The sequence below is a fragment of the Brachymonas moutaii (nom. illeg.) genome (assembly GCF_049977365.1).
GTDB lineage: Bacteria > Pseudomonadota > Gammaproteobacteria > Burkholderiales > Burkholderiaceae_C > Brachymonas.
This window is the reverse complement of sequence record NZ_JBNGEN010000001.1, coordinates 330,913-353,350: the sequence shown is the minus strand read 5'-3', so window position 1 is coordinate 353,350 and position 22,438 is coordinate 330,913. Positions and strand designations below refer to the sequence as shown.

Genomic DNA, 22,438 nt, shown 5'->3' with positions numbered 1-22,438 from the left:
AGAGCGCAGCCTCCGCCTCCCTTCATGCGGCCGAGATGGCGTCGAGCAGGTCCGATTCGAGCCGGGCCTGCACCGGGCCGGATGACAGGCCCTTGCCCTTGACGAGGAAGGTGTCCTCCACCCGGTCGCCCATGGTGGAGATGTGCGCGAGCTGCAGGTGGATATGGTCGTGCGCCAGCACGCGGGTGATGCGGTAAAGCAGTCCCATGCGGTCGCTGGCGTTGATGGTGATGAGCCAGTGCTCGACCTTTTCATCCGGGGTGAACTGGACCGTCGGCGTCATGGGGAAACTCTTGGCCCGGCGCGAGAGTCGACCATGCGAAGGTTCGGGCAGGGCGCCCGGATGCTCAAGGACGTGGGTGAGCGAGCTCTCTACCATGGTCATGAATTCGCGGTAGTGCTCGGGCATGATGGAGGTGACCACCTGGAAGGTGTCGAGCGCGTAGCCGTCGGTGGTGGTGTGGACCTTGGCATCCAGGATGCTGAACGAGGCGCTGTCGAAGTAGCCGCAGATGCGGGCGAACAGCTCGGGCTGGTCGGGGGTGTAGACCAGCACCTGCAGTCCCTCGCCGTGCGGCGAGAGCCGGGCGCGAACGATGGTTCTGCCCTGTCCGGCATGGCGGGCGATGTGACGCGTGTGCCATGCGATTTCGTTGGCGTCATGCCGCATGAAATAGCTCACGTCCAGGGCGTTCCAGAGCTTGAGGTGGCCTTCGAAGGGCATCGAGTAGCGCGCCAGTTCGACCTGGGCATCGCGCTTGCGTGCTTCCACCAGCGCATCCAGATCGGGCACGTGGCCACCGAGCACGCGCAGCGTGGCCTTGTAGAGGTCTTCGAGCAGCTTGCCCTTCCAGCCGTTCCAGACCTTGGGGCTGGTGCCGCGTATGTCGGCCACGGTGAGCAGGTAGAGGGCGGTGAGGTAGCGCTCGTTGCCCACGGTCTTCGCAAAGGCGGTGATGACATCGGGGTCGCTGATGTCCTGCTTCTGGGCCACCATGCTCATGGTCAGGTGCTGGCGCACCAGAAAGGCGATCAGGTCGGTGTCTTCCTGGGAGATGCCATGGATCTTGGCGAACTTGCGCACTTCCTGCTCGCCGAGCTGGGAGTGGTCGCCTCCGCGGCCCTTGGCGATGTCGTGGAACAGGGCTGCGGTGGAGAGGATCCAGGGGGCATCCCAGCCGGCGGCGAGCTGGGAGCAGAAAGGGTATTCGTGCGCGTGCTCGGGGATGAAGAAGCGCCGCACGTTGCGCACGACCATGAGAATGTGCTGATCGACCGTGTAGACGTGGAACAGGTCGTGCTGCATCTGGCCCACGATCTTGCGGAACACCCAGAGGTAGCGGCCCAGCACGGAGGTCTGGTTCATCAGGCGCAGGGCATGGGTGACGCCCGAAGGGGCCTGCAGGATCTCCATGAACTGGCGATGGTGGACCGGATCGCGCCGGAAGGCACTGTCCATGATCACCCGGGCGTTGTAGAGCGCACGCAGGGTGCGGGCAGACAGACCGCTGATGCCGATTTCCCGCTGGGCCAGGATGAAGGTTTCCAGGATGGCGTGCGGTTCACGGAAATACAGGTCGTCGGTGGCGACTTCGAGCAGGCCGTTGTTGTCGAGGAAGCGCTCGTTGATGGAGGGCAGGTGCCGGGGTTCCTGGGTCTGCTGTTCGTAGTCGATGTCCGTCACGGCCGTGCTGGCAACCGGGTTGACGGTTTCCTGCAGGGCCAGGGCGGAGTTGCCCGATTCCTCGGCCTGGATGGCGGCCCTGGCCTGCTGGGCTCTGGCGCTGTCCTGCAGGCGCTTCATGGCTTCGGTGACCGGAGCGGGATCGTCCTCGCGCGTGTGGCCGCTGGCCTGCAGCCGCTCGGCAATGTTGAGCAGCAAGATCTGGGTGAGCTGGGTGACGGCCTTGGCGGTCCAGTAGTAGTGCTTCATCAGCGCTTCGCTGGGGCGCAGCGGACTGGTCTTGCCGGCTCGGGAGGAGGGGGTTTCCAGCGCATAGCCGAAGAGCTTGGCGACGGGGTCCTGCAGATCGAAGATGAGGCGGTCCTCGCGGCGGCGCGCGACCATGTGGAGGCGGGTGCGGACGAGGCTCAGCATGACGTAGCTGCGCCGCACATGGCGTGCTTCATAGGGTGTCATGAGCCCGCTGCGCATGAGCGCGCTCCAGGAGTCTCCGTAGCCGGCTGCCTTGGCTACCCAGAGCACGACTTGCAGGTCGCGCAGGCCACCGGGAGATTCCTTGCAGTTGGGTTCGAGCGAGTAGGGCGTGTTCTCGTACTTGCCGTGGCGCTGACGCATCTCGAGCGTCTTGGCCAGATAGAACCCGTAGGGGTGCATGGCACTGTCATAGGCGGCGCTCAGCGCGTCGTAGAGGTCGGCGGGGCCTGTGATGAGGCGGCGTTCGAGCAGGGCGGTCTGGACGGTGATGTCCTTTTCGGCTTCGGCCACGCATTCCTGCACCGAACGCACGCTGGAGCCGATTTCGAGGCCCATGTCCCAGCAGCTGCCCACGAAAGCCTCGATGCGCTGGCGCAGGTCGGCCCCCGCTTCCTGCATGGGCATGGGCAGGAGGATGAGCACATCGACGTCCGAGTAGGGGTACAGCTCGCCTCTGCCGAAGCCCCCCACTGCCGCCAGCGCAACCCGTTCGCGGTCGAGCCCGTGCTGCTGCCACAGGGCCGTGAGCGAGTGATCGGTGAGTTGCGCCAGCCGGTGCAGGATGCCCATGATGCTGCGCATGGCGCGCACGCTGCCGGATTCATCGGCCAGCGGCGCGAGCAGGGCCTGCTTGGCGGCCTGGTAGTCCTGGCGCGTGAGCGGGGCAGGGGCGGAGAAGGGAGACGGAGTGCTCATGGGAAAGGGGAAAAGGCAGATTTCTCGGAGGACCGGAAAGGAGTGGCACCGGCAGGTTGACCAGGCACTCCGGAGAGGTGCAACTCCGTGGCAAGCAAGAAGCGCACCAGGGCACTGCCTCCCCGGACAAGGCCACAGCGTCTGCCGGCCGAGCACCGGGAATGGGCATCAGGTCGCAGTGGCGTGCACAAAGTCGGGCAGCGCGGGCATGCCGGGCGACAGGGTGAGCACCTCATAGCCCGTGGGCGTGACGACCACGGCATGTTCCCATTGGGCCGAGAGGGATCGGTCCTTGGTGACGATGGCCCAGCCATCGGGACCTTCCTTGATCTCGCGGCGGCCTGCATTGACCATGGGCTCGATGGTGAAGATCATGCCTGGAACCAGTTCCTCCATGGTGCCTGGCCGGCCGTAGTGCAGCACCTGCGGATCGGTGTGGAAGTCGCGGCCCACTCCGTGTCCACAGAATTCGCGTACCACGCTGTAGCCGTGGCTCTCGACGTATTTCTGGATGGCGTGGCCCACGTCTCCCAGATGGGCTCCGGGCCTGACTTCGAGAATACCCTTCCACATGGATTCGTAGGTGACGCGGCACAGCCGGCTGACGTAGGGGGGCGCGGCATCCTCACCGCCCACGATGTACATGCGGCTCGAATCGCCATGCCAGCCGTTGAGGCGGGGAGTGACGTCGATGTTCACGATGTCGCCCTTCTTGAGCGGCTTGTCGTTGGGAATGCCGTGACAGACCTGGTGGTTGACCGAGGTGCACATCGATTTGGGATAGGGGCGGTGGCCGGGAGGCGCGTAGTTGAGGGGCGCGGAGACGGCACCGTGGCTGGTGGTGTATTCCTCGCAGAGGCGGTCCAGCTCGTTGGTGGTGATGCCGGGGACGACATGGGGACCGAGAAAGTCCAGCAGTTCGCCCGCAAAGCGGCATGCCTTGCGCATTTCCTCGATTTCTTCAGGGGTATGGATGATGATGCTCATGCAGGAGATTATCCGCGCATTGCCCGTGCATTGCATGACGAAGGTTGCCGTTTCCATGCACTTGGAGAGGGATGGGAGCGCATCGCCGATACAATGGAGAGTTCCTGCACCGAACCCTCACCGCTGTGAGGCGGGGCAGGAACGAGAGAATGCCAGGTGCCCCGCAAGGGTTGAACGGGAACCGGGTGCGCGCCTGCAGGGCGCCATGCCCGGACTGCCCCCGCAACGGTGGGTGAGTGTGGGCGTTTCATGCTGCGCGACATGGTCCATGCCGCGCGGCAGCCACTGTCTGGGTCGTGGAGTCCGTGCAATGCGGTTCTCTTGGATCGACATCGGATGGGAAGGCGAAACGTCAAGACTCACGAGTCCGGATACCGGCCTGGCATGCAGCGTGCTGCCGCTTCAGGGTGCGGCAGCCAGTATCTTGACCGTTTGCGGGGAGCAGACCGGGAGTCCGTCTTCGGGGTGCGGCATGGCATGAAGCCATGCACGTCCGTGCAGAGGGTGTCCGTGCGTTTCAGTTCAGGAAGCGCGCGGGGGCCGGCATGGGGGTGCAAGGCAAGGCAGTGCGGGGCACTCCGGCTGGCGTGTTTTTCCGGATGCGTGCAATGCGGTCATACACCGTATCGACAATGACACATTCCATTTCTATGTTCCGGCTGGCAGGGCTGCTGTTCTGCCTCAGTCCGGTGGCGGCTGCCGTGGCGCAGACTTCGGGCACTGCGGCGGCACAGGCATCGGCAGGGGAGGCACCGCGCGATTCCGCCGACGGGGGCGATGCCCCGGAGTACAACGTGGTGATCACCGGCTCGCGTGCCGAAATGTCCGTGAAGGACACGCCCCAGCGCATCGAGGTGGTGACGCGCAGACAGATCGAGGCGACGCCCCATGCGGAGCTGGCCGATCTGCTGGGCAAGACCACGAGCGTGGACATCAAGCAGTATCCGGGGCTGTCCTCGGCCGTGGGCATGCGCGGATTCACGCCCTATAGCCCGATGGTGGGCGAATCGCTGCAGACGCTGGTGCTGCAGGATGGCATTCCGGCCATCGTCAACGAGCTGAGCATGATGCCCACCGCTGGCGTGTCCCGCATCGAGGTGCTGCAGGGGCCTGCGTCGTCCCTTTATGGCTCGCAGGCCATGGCAGGCGTGATCAACCTGATTCCGGTGCGCCGCACGGGTGCGCTGCAGGGTGGTGTGGAGGTGTCTGCCGGCACTATGGGCCAGCGCGAGGTGCAGGGAGACATTGGCGGTGCACTGACACCCTGGCTCAATTTCGACTATTTCGGCGGATGGCACCGTCAGGGCGATTACAGCTACCCGGGAGGAACGGCGCATCCGAGCGGCTATGACACCTACCACCATGACCTGCGACTGGGATTCAGGCTGGCGCCGCAGTGGCAGCTCGACGTGCGCGCGGATCTGTTCAAGGGCAACGATGTGGAGAATCCTGGAGCGTTGCCTGGCTATTCGGGCACGCCGACGGTCAAGGACATGACCCATCGGCTCTACAGCGCCGTGCTCAGGGGGGATGTGGGCAACCATGCACTCAGCATCACGGGCTACAGGGGTGAGGAACATACGTCCATGGACGACGTGGCCACCGATGGCTCCAGGACTCCCTCGTTCCAGTCGGCACTGGACTGGCATGGGGTGCAGCTCAAGGACGAATGGCAGTGGCACCCCGGTGCGGAGCTGGTCTACGGGTTCGACTACCAGGTACAGAAGGCGCGCTCGGTGAGCTACTGGTATGGTTCCCCGTCGGTCTACCAGCCAGACAGCCGACAGGAAAACGCTGCGCTCTATGCCCAGCAGAACGTCCGCTTCAACGACGGACGCACGTCGGCCTATGTGGGGGGACGATACGACCATTTTCGTCTGTCCACCCTGGACACGGATGACTTCCCGGACAACGCTCCGCAGAGCCGCAACTTCCACCAGTTCAGCCCGAGTGCCGGCATCCGCCATGCCCTCACGCCTGCACTGGCGCTGCATGCGACCATCGGCCGGGGCTATGCGGCTCCGAGCGCCTGGAAACTTGCGGGCAAGTATTCGAGCTACGGCATGGACTACCAGGGCAATCCGGCGCTCAAGCCGGAGAGCAGCGTCAGCGCCGACATCGGCCTCTCGGCAGAGCAGGACAACTGGAACGCGGATGTGACCCTTCATGACACGCGCGTGCACGACAAGATCGTGGCGGTGACGCTGCCGGGCAATGTGTCCTCGTGGACCAATGCCGACAGAGCCCGGATGCAGGGCATGGAGCTGAGTGGCCGCTGGCGCATCACCCCGGCGCTGGATCTGGGGGTGGGCTACAGCTACAGTTTCCGCGCGGAGCAGAACAACGGCTCGGGCTGGACGGATCTGGAATACGTGCCGCGCCAGACGCTGCGGGCCTCGCTCGATGGCCACTGGGGCAATGTGGGAGCCCATCTGGGAGCCCGGTATGTCGGCCGCACGCTCAAGACTGCCTACTGGGCGGACTGGACGAGCACGCTGGGCCAGCAGGGTGGATATACCCTGTGGGATGCCAGCATGAGCTGGAAGCCGGCAGCTCACCAGACGGTGCGGGTGGCGGTGGACAACCTGTTCAACCGCGCCTACCAGGTGGTGCCGGGCTACCCCATGCCGGGGCGTGAGGTCAAGCTGACCTATCGTTGGGACTTCCTGTAAGGCAGGGCGGACGATGCGCAGGCCAGGGCGACTCGGCAGGGCGGCAGGAGCGGTGCGCTCCATGGGGCGCAGGGGGCGGTGCCTGCCGGCGGTGCTCATGCTGGCAGCTGCACTGGCCGGATGCCGTGACGCGGCTGCGCCTGTGGTCCCCGGGCCGCAGGCCAGTTCGCAAGGGAAATCTGCCTCCTCTTCTGCGGCGCCGGCTGCAGCCCGGCCGCAGCGCATCGTATCGCTCAATCTGTGCGCCGATCAGCTGGTGCTGCAGCTTGCCGATCGCCATCAGGTGGTGGCGGTGAGCGAGCTGGCCCATGACCCGCGCATGTCCATGCTGGCCGAGCGTGCCCGCGGCATTCCCGGCGTGCGAGGCGATGCGGAGAGCATCCTGCGGCTGCGGCCCGATCTGGTGCTGGTGGGCCGGTACACCACACGCTACACGGCTCAGATGCTGCGCCAGCTCGGTGTGCGCGTCGTGGAAGTGCCGCTGGCGAATTCGCTGCACGAAGTGGCCATCCAGACCATGGTGGTGGCCGAGGCTGTGGCGCGACCCGAGCGGGGGCGTGCGCTGGTGGCGCGCATGCAGCAGGAGGTACAGGCTCTGCGCGCAGCACGTGCACAAGAGTCCGCCACCCTGCAGCCTGTGGCAGCAGAGCGCAGCTGGATGGGCTATGGCAGTGGCACGGGCACCATGTTCGATGAGCTGCTGCAACTCGCTGGATACCGGAATGCCGCAGCCATGGCCGGATTGCGCGGATACGGGTATCTGCCCATGGAACGGCTGGTGGCCACCCAGCCGGATCTGCTGCTGACGCCGGACTATGGTCGGGACGAGCCCAGCATCGAGTTCCGGGACCGGCTGCCGGTGGCGCTGGCCCACCTGAGGCTGGGAGAGATGGTGGTTCCCACGCGCATGACCATTTGCGGAGGCCCCTGGAGTCTGGATGTGGTGCGCATGCTGGAGGCCCGCAGACATCTGGTGCGCAAGGAGAAGTCGGCATGATGGAGCGTGATGTATCTGCCGGAAAAACCTGCTTCGGTGGCACCGCAGCAGCCAGCCGGATGAAGCTGGCGGGCGCGGGAGCAATGCTGGGGGGGCTCATTTTGCTGTCGCTCGCGATCGGGTATGTCAATCTCTCGCCCTGGCGGCTGCTGAGTGGAGTCTGGGCGGGGGAGTGGGTGCCCACGCGCATTCTGATTGATCTGCGTTTGCCGCGCACCGTGTTATGTGTGGCCGTGGGGGCGGCACTCGGCATGTCGGGCGCGGCGCTGCAGGGGCTGTTGCGCAATCCGCTGGCCGAGCCGGGCCTGCTCGGCATCACGAGCGGGGCTGCGCTGGGAGCTGTGGTGGCCCTGTATACCGGCCTCGCCCAGCTCGCCATTCTGGCCCTGCCGCTTGCCGGCATGGCAGGCACCCTGCTGGCGGTGCTGCTGGTACTGGCCCTGGCGCGGCGGGGCGAAGACACGACCACGCTGCTCCTCGCCGGCGTGGCCATCTCCTCTCTGGCAGGAGCGCTGATCGCCCTGGTCATGAACTGGTCGCGCAATGCCTTTGCGCTGCAGGAAATCGTGTTCTGGATGATGGGGTCGCTCGCTGATCGGAGCATGCGGGAGGTCTGGCTGGCAGTGCCGGCGATCGTTGTCGGCCTGCTGGTGCTGGCCGGTACACGACAGGGACTGCAGGCACTGAGCCTGGGCGAGGAAACGGCGCATTCGCTCGGCATCGACCTGCGCCGGCTGCGGCTGCGTGTGCTTCTGGGTACGGCTCTCAGCGTCGGGGCGGCCGTATCCGTGGCTGGCAGCATCGGCTTTGTGGGACTGGTGGCGCCCCATCTGATGCGCCCGTGGGTCAAGGCAGATCCGGGGCGGCTGCTGGGAGTCTCGGCCTGGTCGGGAGCGGTGCTGCTCCTGGTGGCCGACATGGGCGTGCGCCTGATGTACACCCAGGGCCAGGAGCTCAAGCTGGGGGTGCTCACGGCGCTGATCGGGGCGCCTTTCTTCCTGCGGCTCATCCTGCGTCGCGACAGGAGTGCAGCATGAATGCCAGTGCGTTCACGGCAGCCGTGCTGGAGGCACACAACCTGGTGGTGCGGGCCGGAACGACCACGCTCGTCGACGGAGTGAGCCTGACCCTGCGCCCGGGCGAGCTGGTGGGCATTGTCGGGCCCAACGGCGCTGGCAAGACCACGCTGCTGCGTGCCATCATGGGATATGCCACTCTGCAGACAGGCACTGTGCACCTGGAGCAGCGTGCATGGCAGGACTGGAGTGCCCGGGAACGGGCCGTGCGGCTGGCCTACCTGGCCCAGGGGCAGCAGGTGCACTGGCCCTTGCCGGTGCGCCAGGTCGTGGCGCTGGGGCGACTCCCTCATGGAGATGCCGCCACCACAGGCGGCAAGGTTCGGGTCGAGCAAGCCATGGTCCAGACCCATTGTCAGACGCTGGCAGAGCGCAATGTGCAGACCCTCTCCGGTGGCGAGCGGGCACGGGTGCTGCTGGCGCGGGCGCTGGCCACGCACAGCCGGGTGCTGCTGGCCGATGAACCCCTGGCCGCACTCGACCCAGCACACCAGATCCAGATCATGGAGCTGCTGCTGCACATGGCACGGCAGGGACAGGCCGTGGCCGTGGTGCTGCACGATCTGACCCTGGCGGCCCGGTTCTGCCAGCGTGTCTGCGTGCTCGACCGCGGGCATCTGGTGGCCGATGGGGCGCCCGACACCGTATTGGACGATGCCCTGCTTGAAGCCGTCTTTGGCCTGGAGGTGCGGCGCTGGGGGCAGGGGGAGGCGGCCTGTCTGGTGCCATGGGCGGTGGCTGCTGCGCATGACCATTCCCGGTAGGAGGGGGCGGAATCACAGCTGCCGGCGACTGGAGCATTCCCGTCTGTCGTACCCAGAGAACTCTGCGCACCGCCGCTTTTTGGGGCGCCCGCACAAAGGGGGAGGGCATGCATGCTCATGGAACCCAGCCCCAGGGACCCCGATTACAATAGAAAGATTCCTCATCGCCCCTGCAACGGACGCCTCTGCCCGATCTGCCGTCGGCATGACCTGCCGGCTGCATTGGGGCAGACCGGTGCTTCTCTCCCCGTTTTCCAGCGGCCTCGATGCCTCCTGCGTCCTCCCCTATGCAAACCTTCATCACTTCCTTCGAGGGCGGCAACGCCCTGACTGCCTTCCGGGCCCAGCAGCTCCTGCCCCGCATTCAGGCCGTTGCTCCCGGCGTGCACGGCATTGCCGCCCGCTTCCTGCACTGGATCGACAGCAGCACGGCTCTGGATGCCGGCAGCCGCAAGGCACTGCAGCAGCTGCTGACCTACGGGGAGCCGTATGTCGAACAGGCTCCGGCAGCCGTGAGCCTGATCGTGGTGCCGCGCATCGGCACCGTTTCTCCCTGGGCATCCAAGGCAACCGATATTGCCCGCAACTGCGGCCTGACCGAGGCCTGCGGCGTGCGCCGCATCGAACGTGGCACGCAATACTTCCTGCTGGGGGCTACGCCGACGGCCGAACAGCTCGAAGCCGTGGCAGCCCTGCTGCACGACCGCATGACGGAAAGCGTGCTGCCCTCGGCCGACGCAGCCGAGCGCCTCTTTACCCATCTTGCTCCCGCACCGCTCGAACAGGTCGATGTGCTTGCAGGAGGGCGTGCTGCCCTGGTGCAGGCCAATGCCGACTGGGGGCTGGCACTGGCCGAGGACGAAATCGACTATCTGGTGGAAGCCTTCCGTGGCCTCGGCCGGAACCCCACCGATGTCGAGCTCATGATGTTCGCCCAGGCCAACAGCGAACACTGCCGCCACAAGATCTTCAACGCCGAATTCACCATCGACGGGCAGGCACAGGACAAGACCCTGTTCGGCATGATCCGCAACACCGAGCAGGTGGCTCACCAGCACACGGTGGTGGCCTACTCCGACAATGCGGCCGTCATGGACGGACACGTCAGCCAGCGCTTCATGGCCGACACGGCCACCTCGCATGGCATGGTCTATCAGGCTCGGGAAAAGCTCCAGCACGTGCTCATGAAGGTGGAAACCCACAACCACCCCACCGCCATCTCTCCCTTCCCCGGAGCCTCCACCGGAGCAGGCGGTGAAATCCGCGACGAGGGCGCCACCGGACGAGGCAGCCGCCCCAAGGCAGGCCTCACGGGCTTTACCGTATCGCGGCTCTGGGACGGCATGAGCGACCAGCCCGGCGGCAAGCCGGCCCATATCGCCAGCCCGCTGCAGATCATGACCGAAGGCCCCCTCGGCGGGGCCGCCTTCAACAACGAGTTCGGCCGTCCCAATCTGGCCGGATACTTCCGCGAGTACGAACAGACCATCGTCACCACCACAGGGGAGGGCGTGCAGGTGCGCCAGATGGGCTACCACAAGCCCATCATGATCGCGGGCGGGCTGGGCAGCATCGATGCCACGCTCACGCACAAGATTCCGTTTCCGCCCGGCACGCTGCTCGTGCAGCTCGGCGGTCCGGGCATGCGCATCGGCATGGGCGGCGGCGCAGCCAGCTCCATGAGCAGCGGGGCCAATGCAGCCCACCTCGACTTCGACTCCGTGCAGCGCGGCAACCCCGAGATCGAGCGGCGAGCCCAGGAAGTCATCAACCACTGCTGGGCCATGGGTGAGCACAACCCGATTCTGGCCATCCACGACGTGGGCGCCGGCGGACTCTCCAATGCCTTCCCCGAGTTGGTCAACGATGCCGGACGCGGCGCACGCTTCGACCTGCGGCAGGTGCCTCTGGAGGAATCGGGCCTTGCACCCAAGGAAATCTGGTGCAATGAGAGCCAGGAACGCTACGTGCTGGCCATTTCGCCCGAGACGCTCGACGCCTTCCGTGCGCTGTGCGAGCGCGAGCGCTGCCCCTTTGCGGTGGTCGGTGTGACCACCGAGACGCGCGACCTGGTCGTGGGCGATGTCGACCTCGCCGCCGCAGGAGCCGCTCCGACAGACGGCATTGCCGTGGACATGCCCATGGACGTGCTGCTCGGCAAGCCGCCCCGCATGCAGCGCGATGTGCACACGATCACCCATCAGGGCATGCCGCTCGATGTGAGTGACATGTCCCTGCAGGATGCTGTCATCGGTGTCCTGAGCCACCCGACCGTGGCCAGCAAGCGCTTTCTGGTCACCATCGGGGATCGTGCCGTCGGCGGGCTGACCCACCGCGACCAGATGGTGGGCCCCTGGCAGCTGCCCGTGGCCGATGTGGCCGTGACCCTGGCCGACTACACCGGCACTGCAGGTGAAGCCATGGCCATGGGCGAGCGCACCCCGCTCGCCGTGCTCGATGCCCCGGCCTCGGGCCGCATGGCCGTGGCAGAAGCCATCACCAACCTGCTGGCCGCTCCCGTCGAGCTCTCCCGCGTCAAGCTCAGCGCCAACTGGATGGCCGCCTGCGGCGAACCCGGCGAGGACGCCGCGCTGTACCGCACCGTGCAGGCCGTGGGCATGGAGCTGTGCCCGCAGCTGGGCATCTCGATCCCGGTCGGCAAGGACTCGCTGTCCATGCGCACGCAGTGGGAAGACGCCACCGCCGAAGGCGCGGCGCAGAAGCGCAAGGTAGTCTCCCCCGTCAGTCTCATCATCACCGCCTTCGCCAGCATCGATGACGTGCGCGGCACGCTCACCCCGCAGCTGCATCGCGACGAGGCAGAAACCCATCTTCTGCTGGTCGATCTGGGGCATGGCCGCAACCGCATGGCCGGCAGCATCCTGGCGCAGGTACTGGGGCAGGGCGGAGACACCGTACCCGATCTCGACGATGCACAGGATCTCGTCCACCTCGTGCAGGCCATCAACCTGCTGCGGGCCCAGGGCCACATCCTGGCCTATCACGACCGCAGCGACGGGGGCCTGCTGGCTGCCGTGGCCGAAATGGCCTTTGCCGGCCATGTGGGCGTCGCCCTCAACATCGACATGCTGCTGGCTCCCGGTGACGGCGTCAGCGACAGCCGCATGGACAGCGGCGAGAGCAAGAACTGGGCCCAGCAGATCAGCGGGCGCCGGCATGAGCAGACCCTTGATGCGCTCTTCAGCGAAGAACTGGGCGTGGTGCTGCAGGTACGCAGCAGCGAGCGCAGCGCCGTCATGCAGGTCCTGCGCGAACAGGGGCTGGGCGCCTGCTCTCACTTCATCGGCACGGTGCGCGCCGAATCCTCCTCGCTCGAAATGGGCAAGGGCCAGCTCTCGATCTGGCGTGATGCGCAGCAGATCTTTGCCGCCGATCTTCACGACCTGCATCAGGTCTGGGACAGCGTGAGCTGGAAGATCTGCCAGCAGCGCGACAACCCCGCATGTGCCGACAGCGAGCATGCCGCTGCAGGGGCCAAGGACGATCCCGGCATGCACGTGCACCTCACTTTCACGCCCGAGGCGCCAGCCGTGCTCAGCCACCGTCCGCGAGTGGCCGTGCTGCGCGAGCAGGGAGTCAATTCCCACATCGAGATGGCCTACGCCTTCGACGCCGCAGGCTTCGAGGCGCTGGACGTGCACATGACCGACCTGCAGTCCGGCCGCGTGCGCCTCGAAGATGTGCAGGGCGTGGTCGCGTGTGGCGGCTTCAGCTATGGCGATACCCTCGGAGCCGGCGTGGGCTGGGCTCGCAGCATCACCTTCAATCCGATGCTGCGCGACGCCTTTGCCACCTTCTTTGCCCGCACCGACACCTTTGGGCTCGGTGTGTGCAACGGCTGCCAGATGTTTGCCGAACTCGCTGGCATGATCCCGGGGGCCGAGCACTGGCCCCGCTTCACCCACAACCAGAGCGCCCGCTTCGAGGCGCGCCTGAGCATGGTCGAGGTGCTGGACTCTCCCAGCTTCTTCCTGCAGGGCATGGCAGGGAGCAGGCTGCCCATTGCAGTGGCCCATGGCGAGGGCTATGCCAACTTTGCGGTGCAGGGCGATGCTTCCCGTGTGCTGGCTGCCATGCGCTATGTCGATCACCATGGCCAACCCACCGAGGTCTACCCCTTCAACCCGAACGGCAGCCCTGGTGGCCTCACTGCCGTGACCACGGCCGATGGCCGCTTCACGGCCATGATGCCGCATCCCGAGCGGGTCTTCCGTCAGGCGCAGATGAGCTGGACCGACCCTGCCCAGGCAGGCGATTGCAGCGGCTTCAGCCCCTGGATGCAGCTCTGGGTCAACGCGCGCAAGTGGGTGGGCTGATCCACCGCACCGGCCCTCGCCCCCTGCACCGGGACGCCGCGCTCCCAGCGCCTTTGCCTGCAGACAGCAGGCAAGGCAGCAGGCAGCGCATGGCGGTCGATGGGCGCGGGAAGACCCGCATCAGGCGTGACGAGGTGCCCGCCTCTTGATCCAGGCCATCCAGTCCCCGTCTGCGATGACGGGGGCATGGCGAACGCACGCGGAGTTTATCTCGTAGCAGATGCCGTCCAGTCGATGGCGGTGGCCATGGTCCGTGTCCACCTCCACCGACAGGACGCGCTTGGCTATTCGTCCAGTCCCTGCGGATGGATGCCTTCGATGGCGTCGAGCTGGCGCTCCAGCTCCGGCGTGATGGCCCATACCTCTGCCTGTACATGGGGCGCCATATCCGTGCGCAGGACCAGGCCCGGATAGGCCCCCAGATCATGCAGTGTGCCGGACAGCAGCGTGGTGCCCACATACTGCGGAGCGGGGGTGAGCAGCGTGATGTCATTGCTGCCTCCCCGTCGCAGGGTACCGTAGACCAGCACATGCGTCACCGGTGGCGAGCGGCGTGCGAACGAGACGAAGCCATCGTCAGGCAGAACAGGGGGTATCGGCATAGAAACTCACTCCTCGGACGTGGAACTGGGCCCCGTCTCCGACCCTGGTGGTGAGGGCCAGGTCGCTCGGGCAGGCGAACCATCGACCTCCGTGGCCGATTCCAGCAGTGCATGCAGGTGGAGCCGCCGGGCATCCAGTGTCGGGTACCCCGAAAAGACCACGCGATAGCCGGACTCCGTGCCCTCGATCCGGGCCGGAAACCCGAGCGGCATGGTGACCTTGTCGTGAATATGCCCGAACGGGAACCCAGTGAACACCGGCAGCCCCGTGAGCTGGCGCAGCGTGGCAATGACGCTGTCGAAGTCATAACTTTCGTCATACAGATCGTGCACGCCGCCCAAGCGAAATGTCCCCAGCACAATGGCCTGCTGTCTGCGTAACACCCCTGCGAGGTACAGCGTCTGCAGCATGCGTTCGAGCCGGTAGGGCTGTTCGCCCACATCCTCCAGGAACAGAATGCCGCCCTGCACATCCGGCATCCACGGGCTGCCGACGAGCGATGCCAGCACCGAGAGGTTGCCTCCCCAGAAGCGGCCTTCGACGCGCACCGCACGGCCGGTTGGCGGGGGCTGCATCGCGACGCGTACCTCGCAGGACGGGCTGGTACTGGTCTCGACAAAATGGCGCAGCGTGTACAGGCTGGGATTCAGGCTGCCGAACTCGCTGGAAAACATCGGGCCGGCCAGACTTCCCATGTTCCCCTGTGCCAGCAGGGCCAGTTGCACGGCGCACACATCGCTGTATCCCATCAGCAGGGTGCCCGCTTCGCGCATGCGGTGGCCAAGCCGGCGCCAGTCGACCAGCGGCAGCAGTCGGATGGCTCCATAGCCTCCACGCACACCCAACAGCAGCGCCGGCAGAGAGGCGCGTCCCTGTGCGACATCCTGCAGGTCGGCAGCCCGTTCGGCATCGGTACCGGCAAAGCGCTGGTGACGCCGATAGAGGGCGGCCGTGTTGTCCACCACGAATCCCGCGCTTTGCAGCCGCTGCAGGCCGATGCCGATGCGCTCCGAGTGGGCCAGATAATTGGAGCAGGCAAAGAGGCGCAGATGGGGCGCTGCAGATTCCGGGGACTCGGCTGCACCGCAAGCCAGCGGCCACAGGCTTGCGCATGCTGCAGTCGTCCCGAACCGCAGCCAGGTCCGGCGCGAGATCGGGAGATGCTCTGAAAGAGGGGGAGACATGGAAGACATGGAGCCATTGTTGCGTCATTCCGCGCCTGCATGGGGCACCGCTGGCGATTTGCATGACAGTTCCTGAATGATGCCCGCCGGATGCCCACCTCCCCACGATGGGATGACCCGCATCAAGCCCCCGGGAGGGCCTGCCATGGAGGCGGTCTTTCCTCGACCTAGAATGCAGTCTGGTCTGTTCACTGTTCGATGGCTTCCGCTCCTGCGGCTGCATGCTGCGCAGGGGAAATGGACGGGCCTTGAGTGACTTTGCCGCTGTGCGCCATGCGTCCGCTTTCCGACTGCTGCTTCCTGTGTCATGACACCTTGCTCGCCTGATTCTCCCCCTTCCGCCTGCCTCCGGGGGCAGGATCTGTGGGCCGACATTGCCGCTGTGCGGCAGGCATCTCCCCTGGTGCACTGCATCACCAATCTGGTGGTCATGCAGCTCAACGCCAATGTGCTGCTCGCTGCCGGTGCAGCGCCCGTCATGGCCCATGCGCATGAGGAAGTGGCCGACATGACGGCCATGGCGGGGGCGCTGGTGCTCAATATCGGCACGCTCGATCCTTACTGGGTACGCAGCATGGCGCTTGCCATGCAGGCCGCCGGGTCCCACGGTGTGCCTGTGGTGCTCGATCCGGTCGGGGCCGGAGCCACTCCCTACCGCAACCGCACGCTGGAGGCTCTGCTCGAAGTGGGAGCTCCCGCCGTGGTGCGCGGAAACGCCTCCGAGATCATGAGCATGTCGCACGCCACGGTGAAAACCCGGGGCGTGGAAAGTACAGCCCAGGCTCAGGCGGCTCTGGAGGCTGCGCGCAGCCTTGCACGGCGCACCGGAGGTACGGTGGCCGTGAGTGGCGAGATCGATTTTGTTCTGGACGCCCGGGGCAGGCAGGCGGCGCTGCGCAACGGCCATGTCTGGATGACCCGGATCACCGGCATAGGCTGTTCTCTGTCGGCACTGGTCGGTGCCGTCTGCGCCGTCCAGCCCGATGCCTGGCGTGCCACGCTGGCGGCCATGGCATGGATGGCCGTCGCAGGCGAGATGGCCGCCGAGCGTGCGCTCGCGCAGAAACAGGGAGTGGGCAGCATGGCCGTGCATCTTCTGGACAGGCTGCAGCTTCTGACCGAGGCCGAATTCCTGCAGCGTCTGCAGTGGGAGGCAGTGCCCGCATGACCCTGGACATCCGCCCCGCATTGCAGCCTTGGGGAGTGGAGGCGCTGCAGGTGTACATGGTGACGGATCGTGCCCTGACGACAGGCAGACCGCTCGATGAGGTGGTGCGTGCTGCCGTGGCCGGAGGTGCCGGCTGCGTGCAACTGCGCGAAAAACACCTTTCCACCCGCGACTTTGTGGCACAGGCCCGTGCGCTGCGCCCTCTGCTGGCCGCCTGCCATGTGCCGCTGGTCATCAATGACCGCATCGATGTAGCGCTGGCCTGCGGGGCCGACGGCGTGCATCTCGGGCAGGACGACATGCCGGCCGAGGACGCGCGGCGCCTGCTGCCATCGACCATGTTCATCGGCTGGTCGGTGGAGACGCTGGAGCAGGTGCGCCAGGCAGAGCAGCTTCCGGTGGACTACCTCGGCATCAGCCCCGTATTTGCCACTCCCACCAAGACCGATACCGCTCCGCCGTGGGGACTGGAAGGACTGCGCCATGCGCGGGCGGGGAGCCGGTTGCCGCTGGTGGCCATCGGTGGCATCCACGAGCACAATGCCGCATCGGTGATCGCCCACGGCGCCGATGGGGTGGCGGTGGTGCGCGCCCTCTGTGCGGCAGACGACCCCAGACAGGCCGCTTCCCGCTTGCTCGGTGCTGTGCAAGCGGCGTGCCATGGCCCCCCTTCTTCCGCATGAAGGCGCCATCGCTCGACACCATGGCTTTTGCTCAAGCGGTCCTGAAGGCACATCCTCGTGATCCATGCGGCATGATGCGCGCATGACCTCTGCTCCCGCCTCCGATTTTCTGTGGACGCCCCTGCATGACTGGCCCCTGGATTCGATCCTCGCGCTGCAGGCACAGGCCTATGCGCCTGCGCTGCGCGAGAAGGGGGCGGTACTGCAGGCCAAGCGCGATGCTTCTTCCCGCATGCATCCACTGAGCTGGGCAGTGGCCAGCGCGCTGGCACCGACACGCCTCTGTGCCTATGCCATCGCATGCCCCTGGCGCACCGACATGCCCGCGCAGTGGAATCATGCCCACCTTCCGCCGGCGGCGCCGGATTGCCTGTATGTGCACGACATTGCGGTGGCTGCAGACTGGCAGGGACACCATCTGGCCGCAGGGCTCCTGCAGCGCATTCTGGACGAAGGAGACAGACTGGGATATCGGCAGGCCGTGCTGATCGCCGTGCAGGGCGCCGAACGCTACTGGTGCCGGCATGGATTCGTGCCGGACAGGGCAGCAGGCATGTCCGGTTTCGGCGATTCGGCCATCCGGATGACGCGTGTGTGGACCGGAAAATGAACAGTGCGCACGAGGTGCCTGCCTTGCCGACGGGCGCCCGCGCCGTGGCTCATGGCCTTGGCGCGGAACTCTCGGAAGGCGGGAGCCATTCCACGCTGATGTGCACCAGTTCCTCGTGCACGGCCAGAGCCTGACGCAGGAGGGATGCGCAGGCAGGATCGGGAGCACGCACACTGATCACGGCTGCATAGCGTCCCTTGCCTACCCGCCACACATGCAGATCGGCCAGCGAGGCCGGAGCGGGCAGGGCGGCTGCGGCTTCCCTGATTTCCTGCACCACCGGATCGGTCATGTGGGCATCGAGCAGTACGCACCCGGACTGGCGCAGCAGCCCCACGGCCCAGCTTGCCACCAGCACGCTGCCCGCAAGGCCCATGACGGGATCGAGCCATGCAGCGCCCCACCACCATCCGGCAGCCAGCGCCACGATGGCCAGCACCGATGTCGCCGCATCCATGAGTACATGCACATAGGCCGAACGCAGATTCAGGTCGTGGTGGTGTCCATGGTCCAGTTCAGCATCATGCACGTGTCCATGCGTATGAGCGTGGGCATGTCCGGAGCTGCCATGCAGCAGCCGTGCACACACCAGATTCACGACCAGTCCCAGCACCGCCAGCGCGATGGCCTCCCGGTAGTGAATGGCCACCGGATGCACTACGCGCAGGGCTGACTCCACCAGCATGGCTGCCGCAATGCCGAGCAGCAGCAGGGCGCTGGTGTAGCCCGCCAGCACTTCCACTTTCCAGGTGCCAAAGGCAAAACGCGGATCCTGACCGTGGCTTCTGGCATAGGCATACGCAAAGGCTGCCAGGCCCAGCGCCAGGGCATGGGACCCCATGTGCCAGCCGTCGGCAAGCAAGGCCATGGAGCCCAGCCACCATCCACCGGTGATCTCGGTGGCCATCATGACCACGGTCAGCCACATCGCCATGCGGGTGTGTCTTTCCCCCGTGGGATTGCCCGTGTCGAAATGGTGGTGGGTCTTGCAGGGAGAACACAGGGAAATGGATGACATGGCAGGCAGGGCATGAGGGATGAAAATAGTATACCCCCCTATACCATATGTGGATTCGGCAGCTTGCAGCTATGATGTTCCCATGAGCCACACCATCAAGGACAAATCCCGCCTGCTTGCCCGGGCCCGCCGCATGGAAGGGCAGATGCAGGCCCTGTGCAAGGCGCTCGAAGCCGAATCACCCTGCCAGTCCATCCTGCAGCAGATTGCCTCCATACGCGGCGCCGCTAACGGTCTGATGCTCGAAGTGCTCGAAGGTCACATCACCGACCATCTAGAGGATCCCCAGGCCGATGCGCAGCAGCGCCAGCAGGACACGCGCCAGCTCATCGAGCTGCTGCGCAGCTACATCCGCTAGACGGTGCCCCTGCCTTGGTAGCAGGGAGGCGCTGCAGTGCACTGCACGCTGTGGCCGCCATGGCGTTCCCCCTGCAGTGCCCGGCATGCGGGCAGCGGGTACACTCCGGCACCATGTGTTCCCAAGCCCTGCGCCCACGCCTGTCGACTGCTCCGCTCCTCGATGTCTCGGATCGCCACGCCCGCTATCTCTGGCGGCTGCTGAGCCACGATGCGCTCCTCTATACCGAGATGATCAACATGGGGGCCATCTGCCGGGGAGCGGCCGAGAGCCATCTGCGTTACAACGCGGAGGAGCATCCCGTGGCCCTGCAGCTCGGTGGCAGCGACCCTGCCATGCTGGCCCAGAGTGCCCGCATGGGCGAGCAGTGGGGCTACGACGAAGTCAACCTCAACTGCGGCTGCCCCAGTGACCGGGTGCAGAAAGGAGCCTTTGGCGCCTGTCTGATGCGGGAACCCCGGCTCGTGGCGGACTGCATCAAGGCCATGCAGGATGCCGTGGAGCACATCCCCGTGACTGTCAAGCACCGCATCGGGCTTGACCGGGACGACAGCTACGATCTGGTGCGTGATTTCGTGGGGACGCTGTCCGAGACCGGATGTCGGCATTTCATCGTCCATGCGCGCAATGCCTGGCTCAAGGGCCTGAGCCCCAAGGAAAACCGCGAGATTCCTCCCCTGCGCCCCGAGGTGGTCTACCGGCTCAAGCAGGATTTTCCGGGGCTGCACATCACCCTCAATGGGGGGGTCGTCACCGAAGAGCAGATCCGCATGCACTGGACCCATGTGGATGCCGTCATGGTGGGGCGCGAAGCCTGGCACAACCCCTGGTCGCTGTCCCGCTGGGATGGACTCATGGCAGACGAGCCGGAGCGCCCGCCCCATCTCACCCGCGAGCAGGTCGAGGAGGCCATGGTGCGTTACATGGAGCGTGAAGCCCGGGACCATGGCACCGGCTGGTACGCCATTGCCCGCAGCATGCTGGGCCTGCGACATGGCCTGAGAGGTGCACGCCGGTGGCGTCAGGTCTGGAGTGACCACCGCCTCAAGGACATGCCACCTCATCAGGTCATGGTCCTGGCCCATGCGGCCGAACCTGACCCAGAAGACAGCGCTCCCTCCCACAGCGCTCTCTGAAGCCCGGTGTCATCCACCAGGGGGGCGCAATGCCACGTCGTGGCGGGCCTCACGATCCGCAGAGATGCAGGCCCGGTGCGGGTGTCAATGTGCCGCGCTGGCGCACTGGTGCGTGATGTCCCAGTCGGGCCGGTAGACGCCTGTGCGCACCTGCAGCGCGCCCAGCACGGTATGGAAGTAGTTGTCTTCGCTATAGCGCTCATCGAGCTGGCGTGACAGACAGGCATTGCTGGTGCCCGTGCGCTTCTGCCACTCGGGCGACTGCCACAGAATCATGGGCACATGCTTCTGCACATCGGGGGCAATGGAGTAGGGCAGTCCATGGAGGTAGAGATTGTTCTCGCCCAGGGATTCCCCGTGATCGGCCACATAGAGCAGGGACGTGGCATGGGTGGCGGACTGCGTGCGCAGCCACCCGATGGCATCGTGCAGGAACTTGTCCGTGTAGACGATGGAGTTGTCGTAGGCATTCACGAGCTGGTCATGCGGGCAGTCCTGCAGCACATTGGTGGTGCACTCGGGGAGGAACTTCTTGGTGGAGGCGTCGGACCGCTCGGAATAGGCAGGGCCGTGGCTTCCCATCTGGTGCATGGCGATCACGATGCCCTTGGCACGGCGCTCGGCAGGCAGCTCCGCAATACGCCGATCCAGATCCCTGAGCATGATCTGGTCCATGCATTCGCCACGGGGACACAGGGCAGGGTCCTTGAGTCCGGACGTCATGACATGGGGAACCCGGTCGCACACGCCCTTGCAGCCTGCCGGCTGGTTGTCGATCCACAGCACCGCCAGGCCCGCATGCTGCAGCACGTCCATGAGCGTGGCGTAGTCCTTGTCGCGGGCCTCGTAGGCGACCTTGCCCAGATGAGAGTACATGCAGGGCACCGCCGTGGCTGTGCTCGTGCCGCAGGACCACACATTGTGAAAGCTCAGCACGCCGTCCTTGGCCAGCAGCGGGTTGGTGTCACGGTCATAGCCGTTGAGTGAGAAGTTGCCGGCCCGGCCCGTCTCGCCCAGCACCAGCACCATGAGCGGCGGCTTCTGGGCCGGATCGGCATACGCCGGTCCAAGGGTGGCGTCCTGCCCGATGTCCTGGAAGGGCCGGGGCTTGATCAGCCGGTGCACGACCGTCACCTCCACGAGCGAATACACGGTAGTGAGCGGATTGATGGTGTAGCGGATCTGATGGTGGTTGCGCATCAGCGAGGCCATGGGCTGGTAGCAGGCCAGCAGCGTCATGGCGAAGATCACCAGCGCAGCCACCCAGGCCACCGCGAGCCGACCCAGATGCCCCAGCACCGATGCCGCACGCGCCACCGGGATGCGCCAGAAAAAGGCAGTCGGCAGGAGTGCCACGATGCCCACTACCACCAGCATGCGCCAGTTGAGCAGATCCCGCGTTTCGCGCACATCGGTCTGGAGCACGTTGTTGATCATGTCGCCGTCGATCACGATGTTGTACTGCATCATGAAATAGGCTCCGAATCCTGCCGTGAGCAGAAGAAGCACGGACACCGGCTTGATGAGTGGGCGCCAGGCCAGCGGGATCATCACCAGCATGTTCAGGCAGGCGATGAGCACTGCAAACCCGACAGCGAACAGAATGCCCTCCGCATTGGCCGCCTGCTCCGGCAGGCTGAAGAGGTTGTGCCACAGCACCATGTTGCCCACCGTCGCCATCCAGAGACTGGAGATCATGGCGAACCACAGGGGCGAGCGGGAAGTCCTGAAAAATGCCGGCGAAGCGGCAGGCAGCGTAGCAGTCATGGAGGAGAAGAAGAGGCGTGGGCGACAGGATGCATGCCGCATCGCGATGGGCATGAGCCGCAAACCGATCGGTTCTGTCGCGCCAGAATGCGTACGACCAGCCAGAACCAGCTGGAGGTCATACGGTAAGAATCGAATCAGCTTGTCTGATTATCGCGATCCGCACGCACGTCCACTTTGCCGAGAATGAAACAAATTGCCACTATCTGGGGCAATGCAGGTCA

At 65.7% G+C, this 22,438-nt stretch carries 16 protein-coding genes and 1 riboswitch; of the genes, 10 read left to right on the top strand and 6 right to left on the bottom strand.

Annotated features, from left to right (window positions below; genetic code table 11):
- Positions 1-22: 22 nt before the first annotated feature.
- Both glnD and map read right to left on the bottom strand, forming a co-directional pair.
- Entirely contained in the window at positions 23-2,854 is a 2,832-nt protein-coding gene (gene glnD / locus ACP2WS_RS01585; RefSeq protein ID WP_374490820.1) for a [protein-PII] uridylyltransferase, read from the bottom strand.
- A gap of 168 nt (positions 2,855-3,022) precedes the next feature.
- On the bottom strand, positions 3,023-3,841 hold the full coding sequence (gene map, locus ACP2WS_RS01580; RefSeq protein WP_374490818.1) for a type I methionyl aminopeptidase: 819 nt from the start codon (positions 3,839-3,841) through the stop codon (positions 3,023-3,025).
- A gap of 137 nt (positions 3,842-3,978) precedes the next feature.
- Positions 3,979-4,238, top strand: a riboswitch (cobalamin riboswitch).
- Between the two features lie 235 nt (positions 4,239-4,473).
- Between map and ACP2WS_RS01575 the strand changes: the two genes are divergently transcribed.
- The 5 genes from ACP2WS_RS01575 (at position 4,474) to purL (ending at position 13,687) form a co-directional block, all read left to right on the top strand.
- On the top strand, positions 4,474-6,513 hold the full coding sequence (locus ACP2WS_RS01575) for a TonB-dependent receptor plug domain-containing protein (RefSeq protein WP_426459169.1): 2,040 nt from the start codon (positions 4,474-4,476) through the stop codon (positions 6,511-6,513).
- A gap of 97 nt (positions 6,514-6,610) precedes the next feature.
- On the top strand, positions 6,611-7,510 hold the full coding sequence (locus tag ACP2WS_RS01570) for an ABC transporter substrate-binding protein (RefSeq protein ID WP_426459167.1): 900 nt from the start codon (positions 6,611-6,613) through the stop codon (positions 7,508-7,510).
- Positions 7,507-8,547 carry a FecCD family ABC transporter permease gene (locus ACP2WS_RS01565; protein WP_426459165.1) on the top strand — a complete coding sequence of 347 codons (1,041 nt, stop codon included), beginning with the start codon at positions 7,507-7,509 and terminating at the stop codon, positions 8,545-8,547. Before ACP2WS_RS01570 ends, ACP2WS_RS01565 begins: the two co-directional genes overlap by 4 nt.
- Positions 8,544-9,350 carry an ABC transporter ATP-binding protein gene (locus ACP2WS_RS01560; RefSeq protein ID WP_426459163.1) on the top strand — a complete coding sequence of 269 codons (807 nt, stop codon included), beginning with the start codon at positions 8,544-8,546 and terminating at the stop codon, positions 9,348-9,350. Before ACP2WS_RS01565 ends, ACP2WS_RS01560 begins: the two co-directional genes overlap by 4 nt.
- Positions 9,351-9,637: 287 nt before the next feature.
- Complete coding sequence (purL, locus tag ACP2WS_RS01555; protein WP_374490808.1) at positions 9,638-13,687, top strand: phosphoribosylformylglycinamidine synthase; 4,050 nt, start codon at positions 9,638-9,640, stop codon at positions 13,685-13,687.
- 284 nt (positions 13,688-13,971) lie between these two features.
- Here the strand turns inward: purL and ACP2WS_RS01550 are convergent, their stop codons facing one another.
- Both ACP2WS_RS01550 and ACP2WS_RS01545 read right to left on the bottom strand, forming a co-directional pair.
- Positions 13,972-14,289: a gamma-glutamylcyclotransferase family protein gene (locus tag ACP2WS_RS01550; RefSeq protein WP_426459160.1), complete on the bottom strand. Its 318-nt coding sequence runs from the start codon at positions 14,287-14,289 to the stop codon at positions 13,972-13,974.
- Between the two features lie 6 nt (positions 14,290-14,295).
- The gene (locus ACP2WS_RS01545; RefSeq protein WP_426459158.1) at positions 14,296-15,483 is read right to left on the bottom strand and encodes an LD-carboxypeptidase; all 1,188 of its coding nucleotides are present in this window, start codon (positions 15,481-15,483) and stop codon (positions 14,296-14,298) included.
- A gap of 298 nt (positions 15,484-15,781) precedes the next feature.
- On the opposite strand from ACP2WS_RS01545, the gene thiM reads away from it, so the two are divergent.
- The 3 genes from thiM (at position 15,782) to ACP2WS_RS01530 (ending at position 17,935) form a co-directional block, all read left to right on the top strand.
- Positions 15,782-16,642, top strand: coding sequence for a hydroxyethylthiazole kinase (gene thiM / locus ACP2WS_RS01540; RefSeq protein WP_426459156.1), 861 nt, complete (start codon positions 15,782-15,784; stop codon positions 16,640-16,642).
- Complete coding sequence (gene thiE, locus ACP2WS_RS01535) at positions 16,639-17,325, top strand: thiamine phosphate synthase (protein ID WP_426459154.1); 687 nt, start codon at positions 16,639-16,641, stop codon at positions 17,323-17,325. Before thiM ends, thiE begins: the two co-directional genes overlap by 4 nt.
- An 82-nt stretch (positions 17,326-17,407) precedes the next feature.
- On the top strand, positions 17,408-17,935 hold the full coding sequence (locus ACP2WS_RS01530) for a GNAT family N-acetyltransferase (protein WP_426459152.1): 528 nt from the start codon (positions 17,408-17,410) through the stop codon (positions 17,933-17,935).
- Positions 17,936-17,984: 49 nt separating this feature from the next.
- Here the strand turns inward: ACP2WS_RS01530 and dmeF are convergent, their stop codons facing one another.
- Entirely contained in the window at positions 17,985-18,953 is a 969-nt protein-coding gene (gene dmeF, locus ACP2WS_RS01525; RefSeq protein WP_426459150.1) for a CDF family Co(II)/Ni(II) efflux transporter DmeF, read from the bottom strand.
- Positions 18,954-19,035: 82 nt separating this feature from the next.
- On the opposite strand from dmeF, the gene ACP2WS_RS01520 reads away from it, so the two are divergent.
- Together ACP2WS_RS01520 and dusA are read left to right on the top strand one after the other, a co-directional pair.
- Complete coding sequence (locus ACP2WS_RS01520) at positions 19,036-19,311, top strand: metal/formaldehyde-sensitive transcriptional repressor (RefSeq protein WP_374490793.1); 276 nt, start codon at positions 19,036-19,038, stop codon at positions 19,309-19,311.
- A 113-nt stretch (positions 19,312-19,424) separates the two neighbouring features.
- Positions 19,425-20,447 (top strand): tRNA dihydrouridine(20/20a) synthase DusA, encoded by a 1,023-nt coding sequence (gene dusA, locus ACP2WS_RS01515; RefSeq protein WP_426459148.1) that lies wholly within the window; start codon positions 19,425-19,427, stop codon positions 20,445-20,447.
- Positions 20,448-20,531: 84 nt separating this feature from the next.
- Here dusA and ACP2WS_RS01510 read toward each other — a convergent pair whose 3' ends face one another.
- A complete protein-coding gene (locus ACP2WS_RS01510) occupies positions 20,532-22,214 on the bottom strand; it encodes a phosphoethanolamine transferase (RefSeq protein WP_426459146.1) in 1,683 nt (560 codons plus the stop codon).
- Positions 22,215-22,438 lie beyond the last annotated feature (224 nt).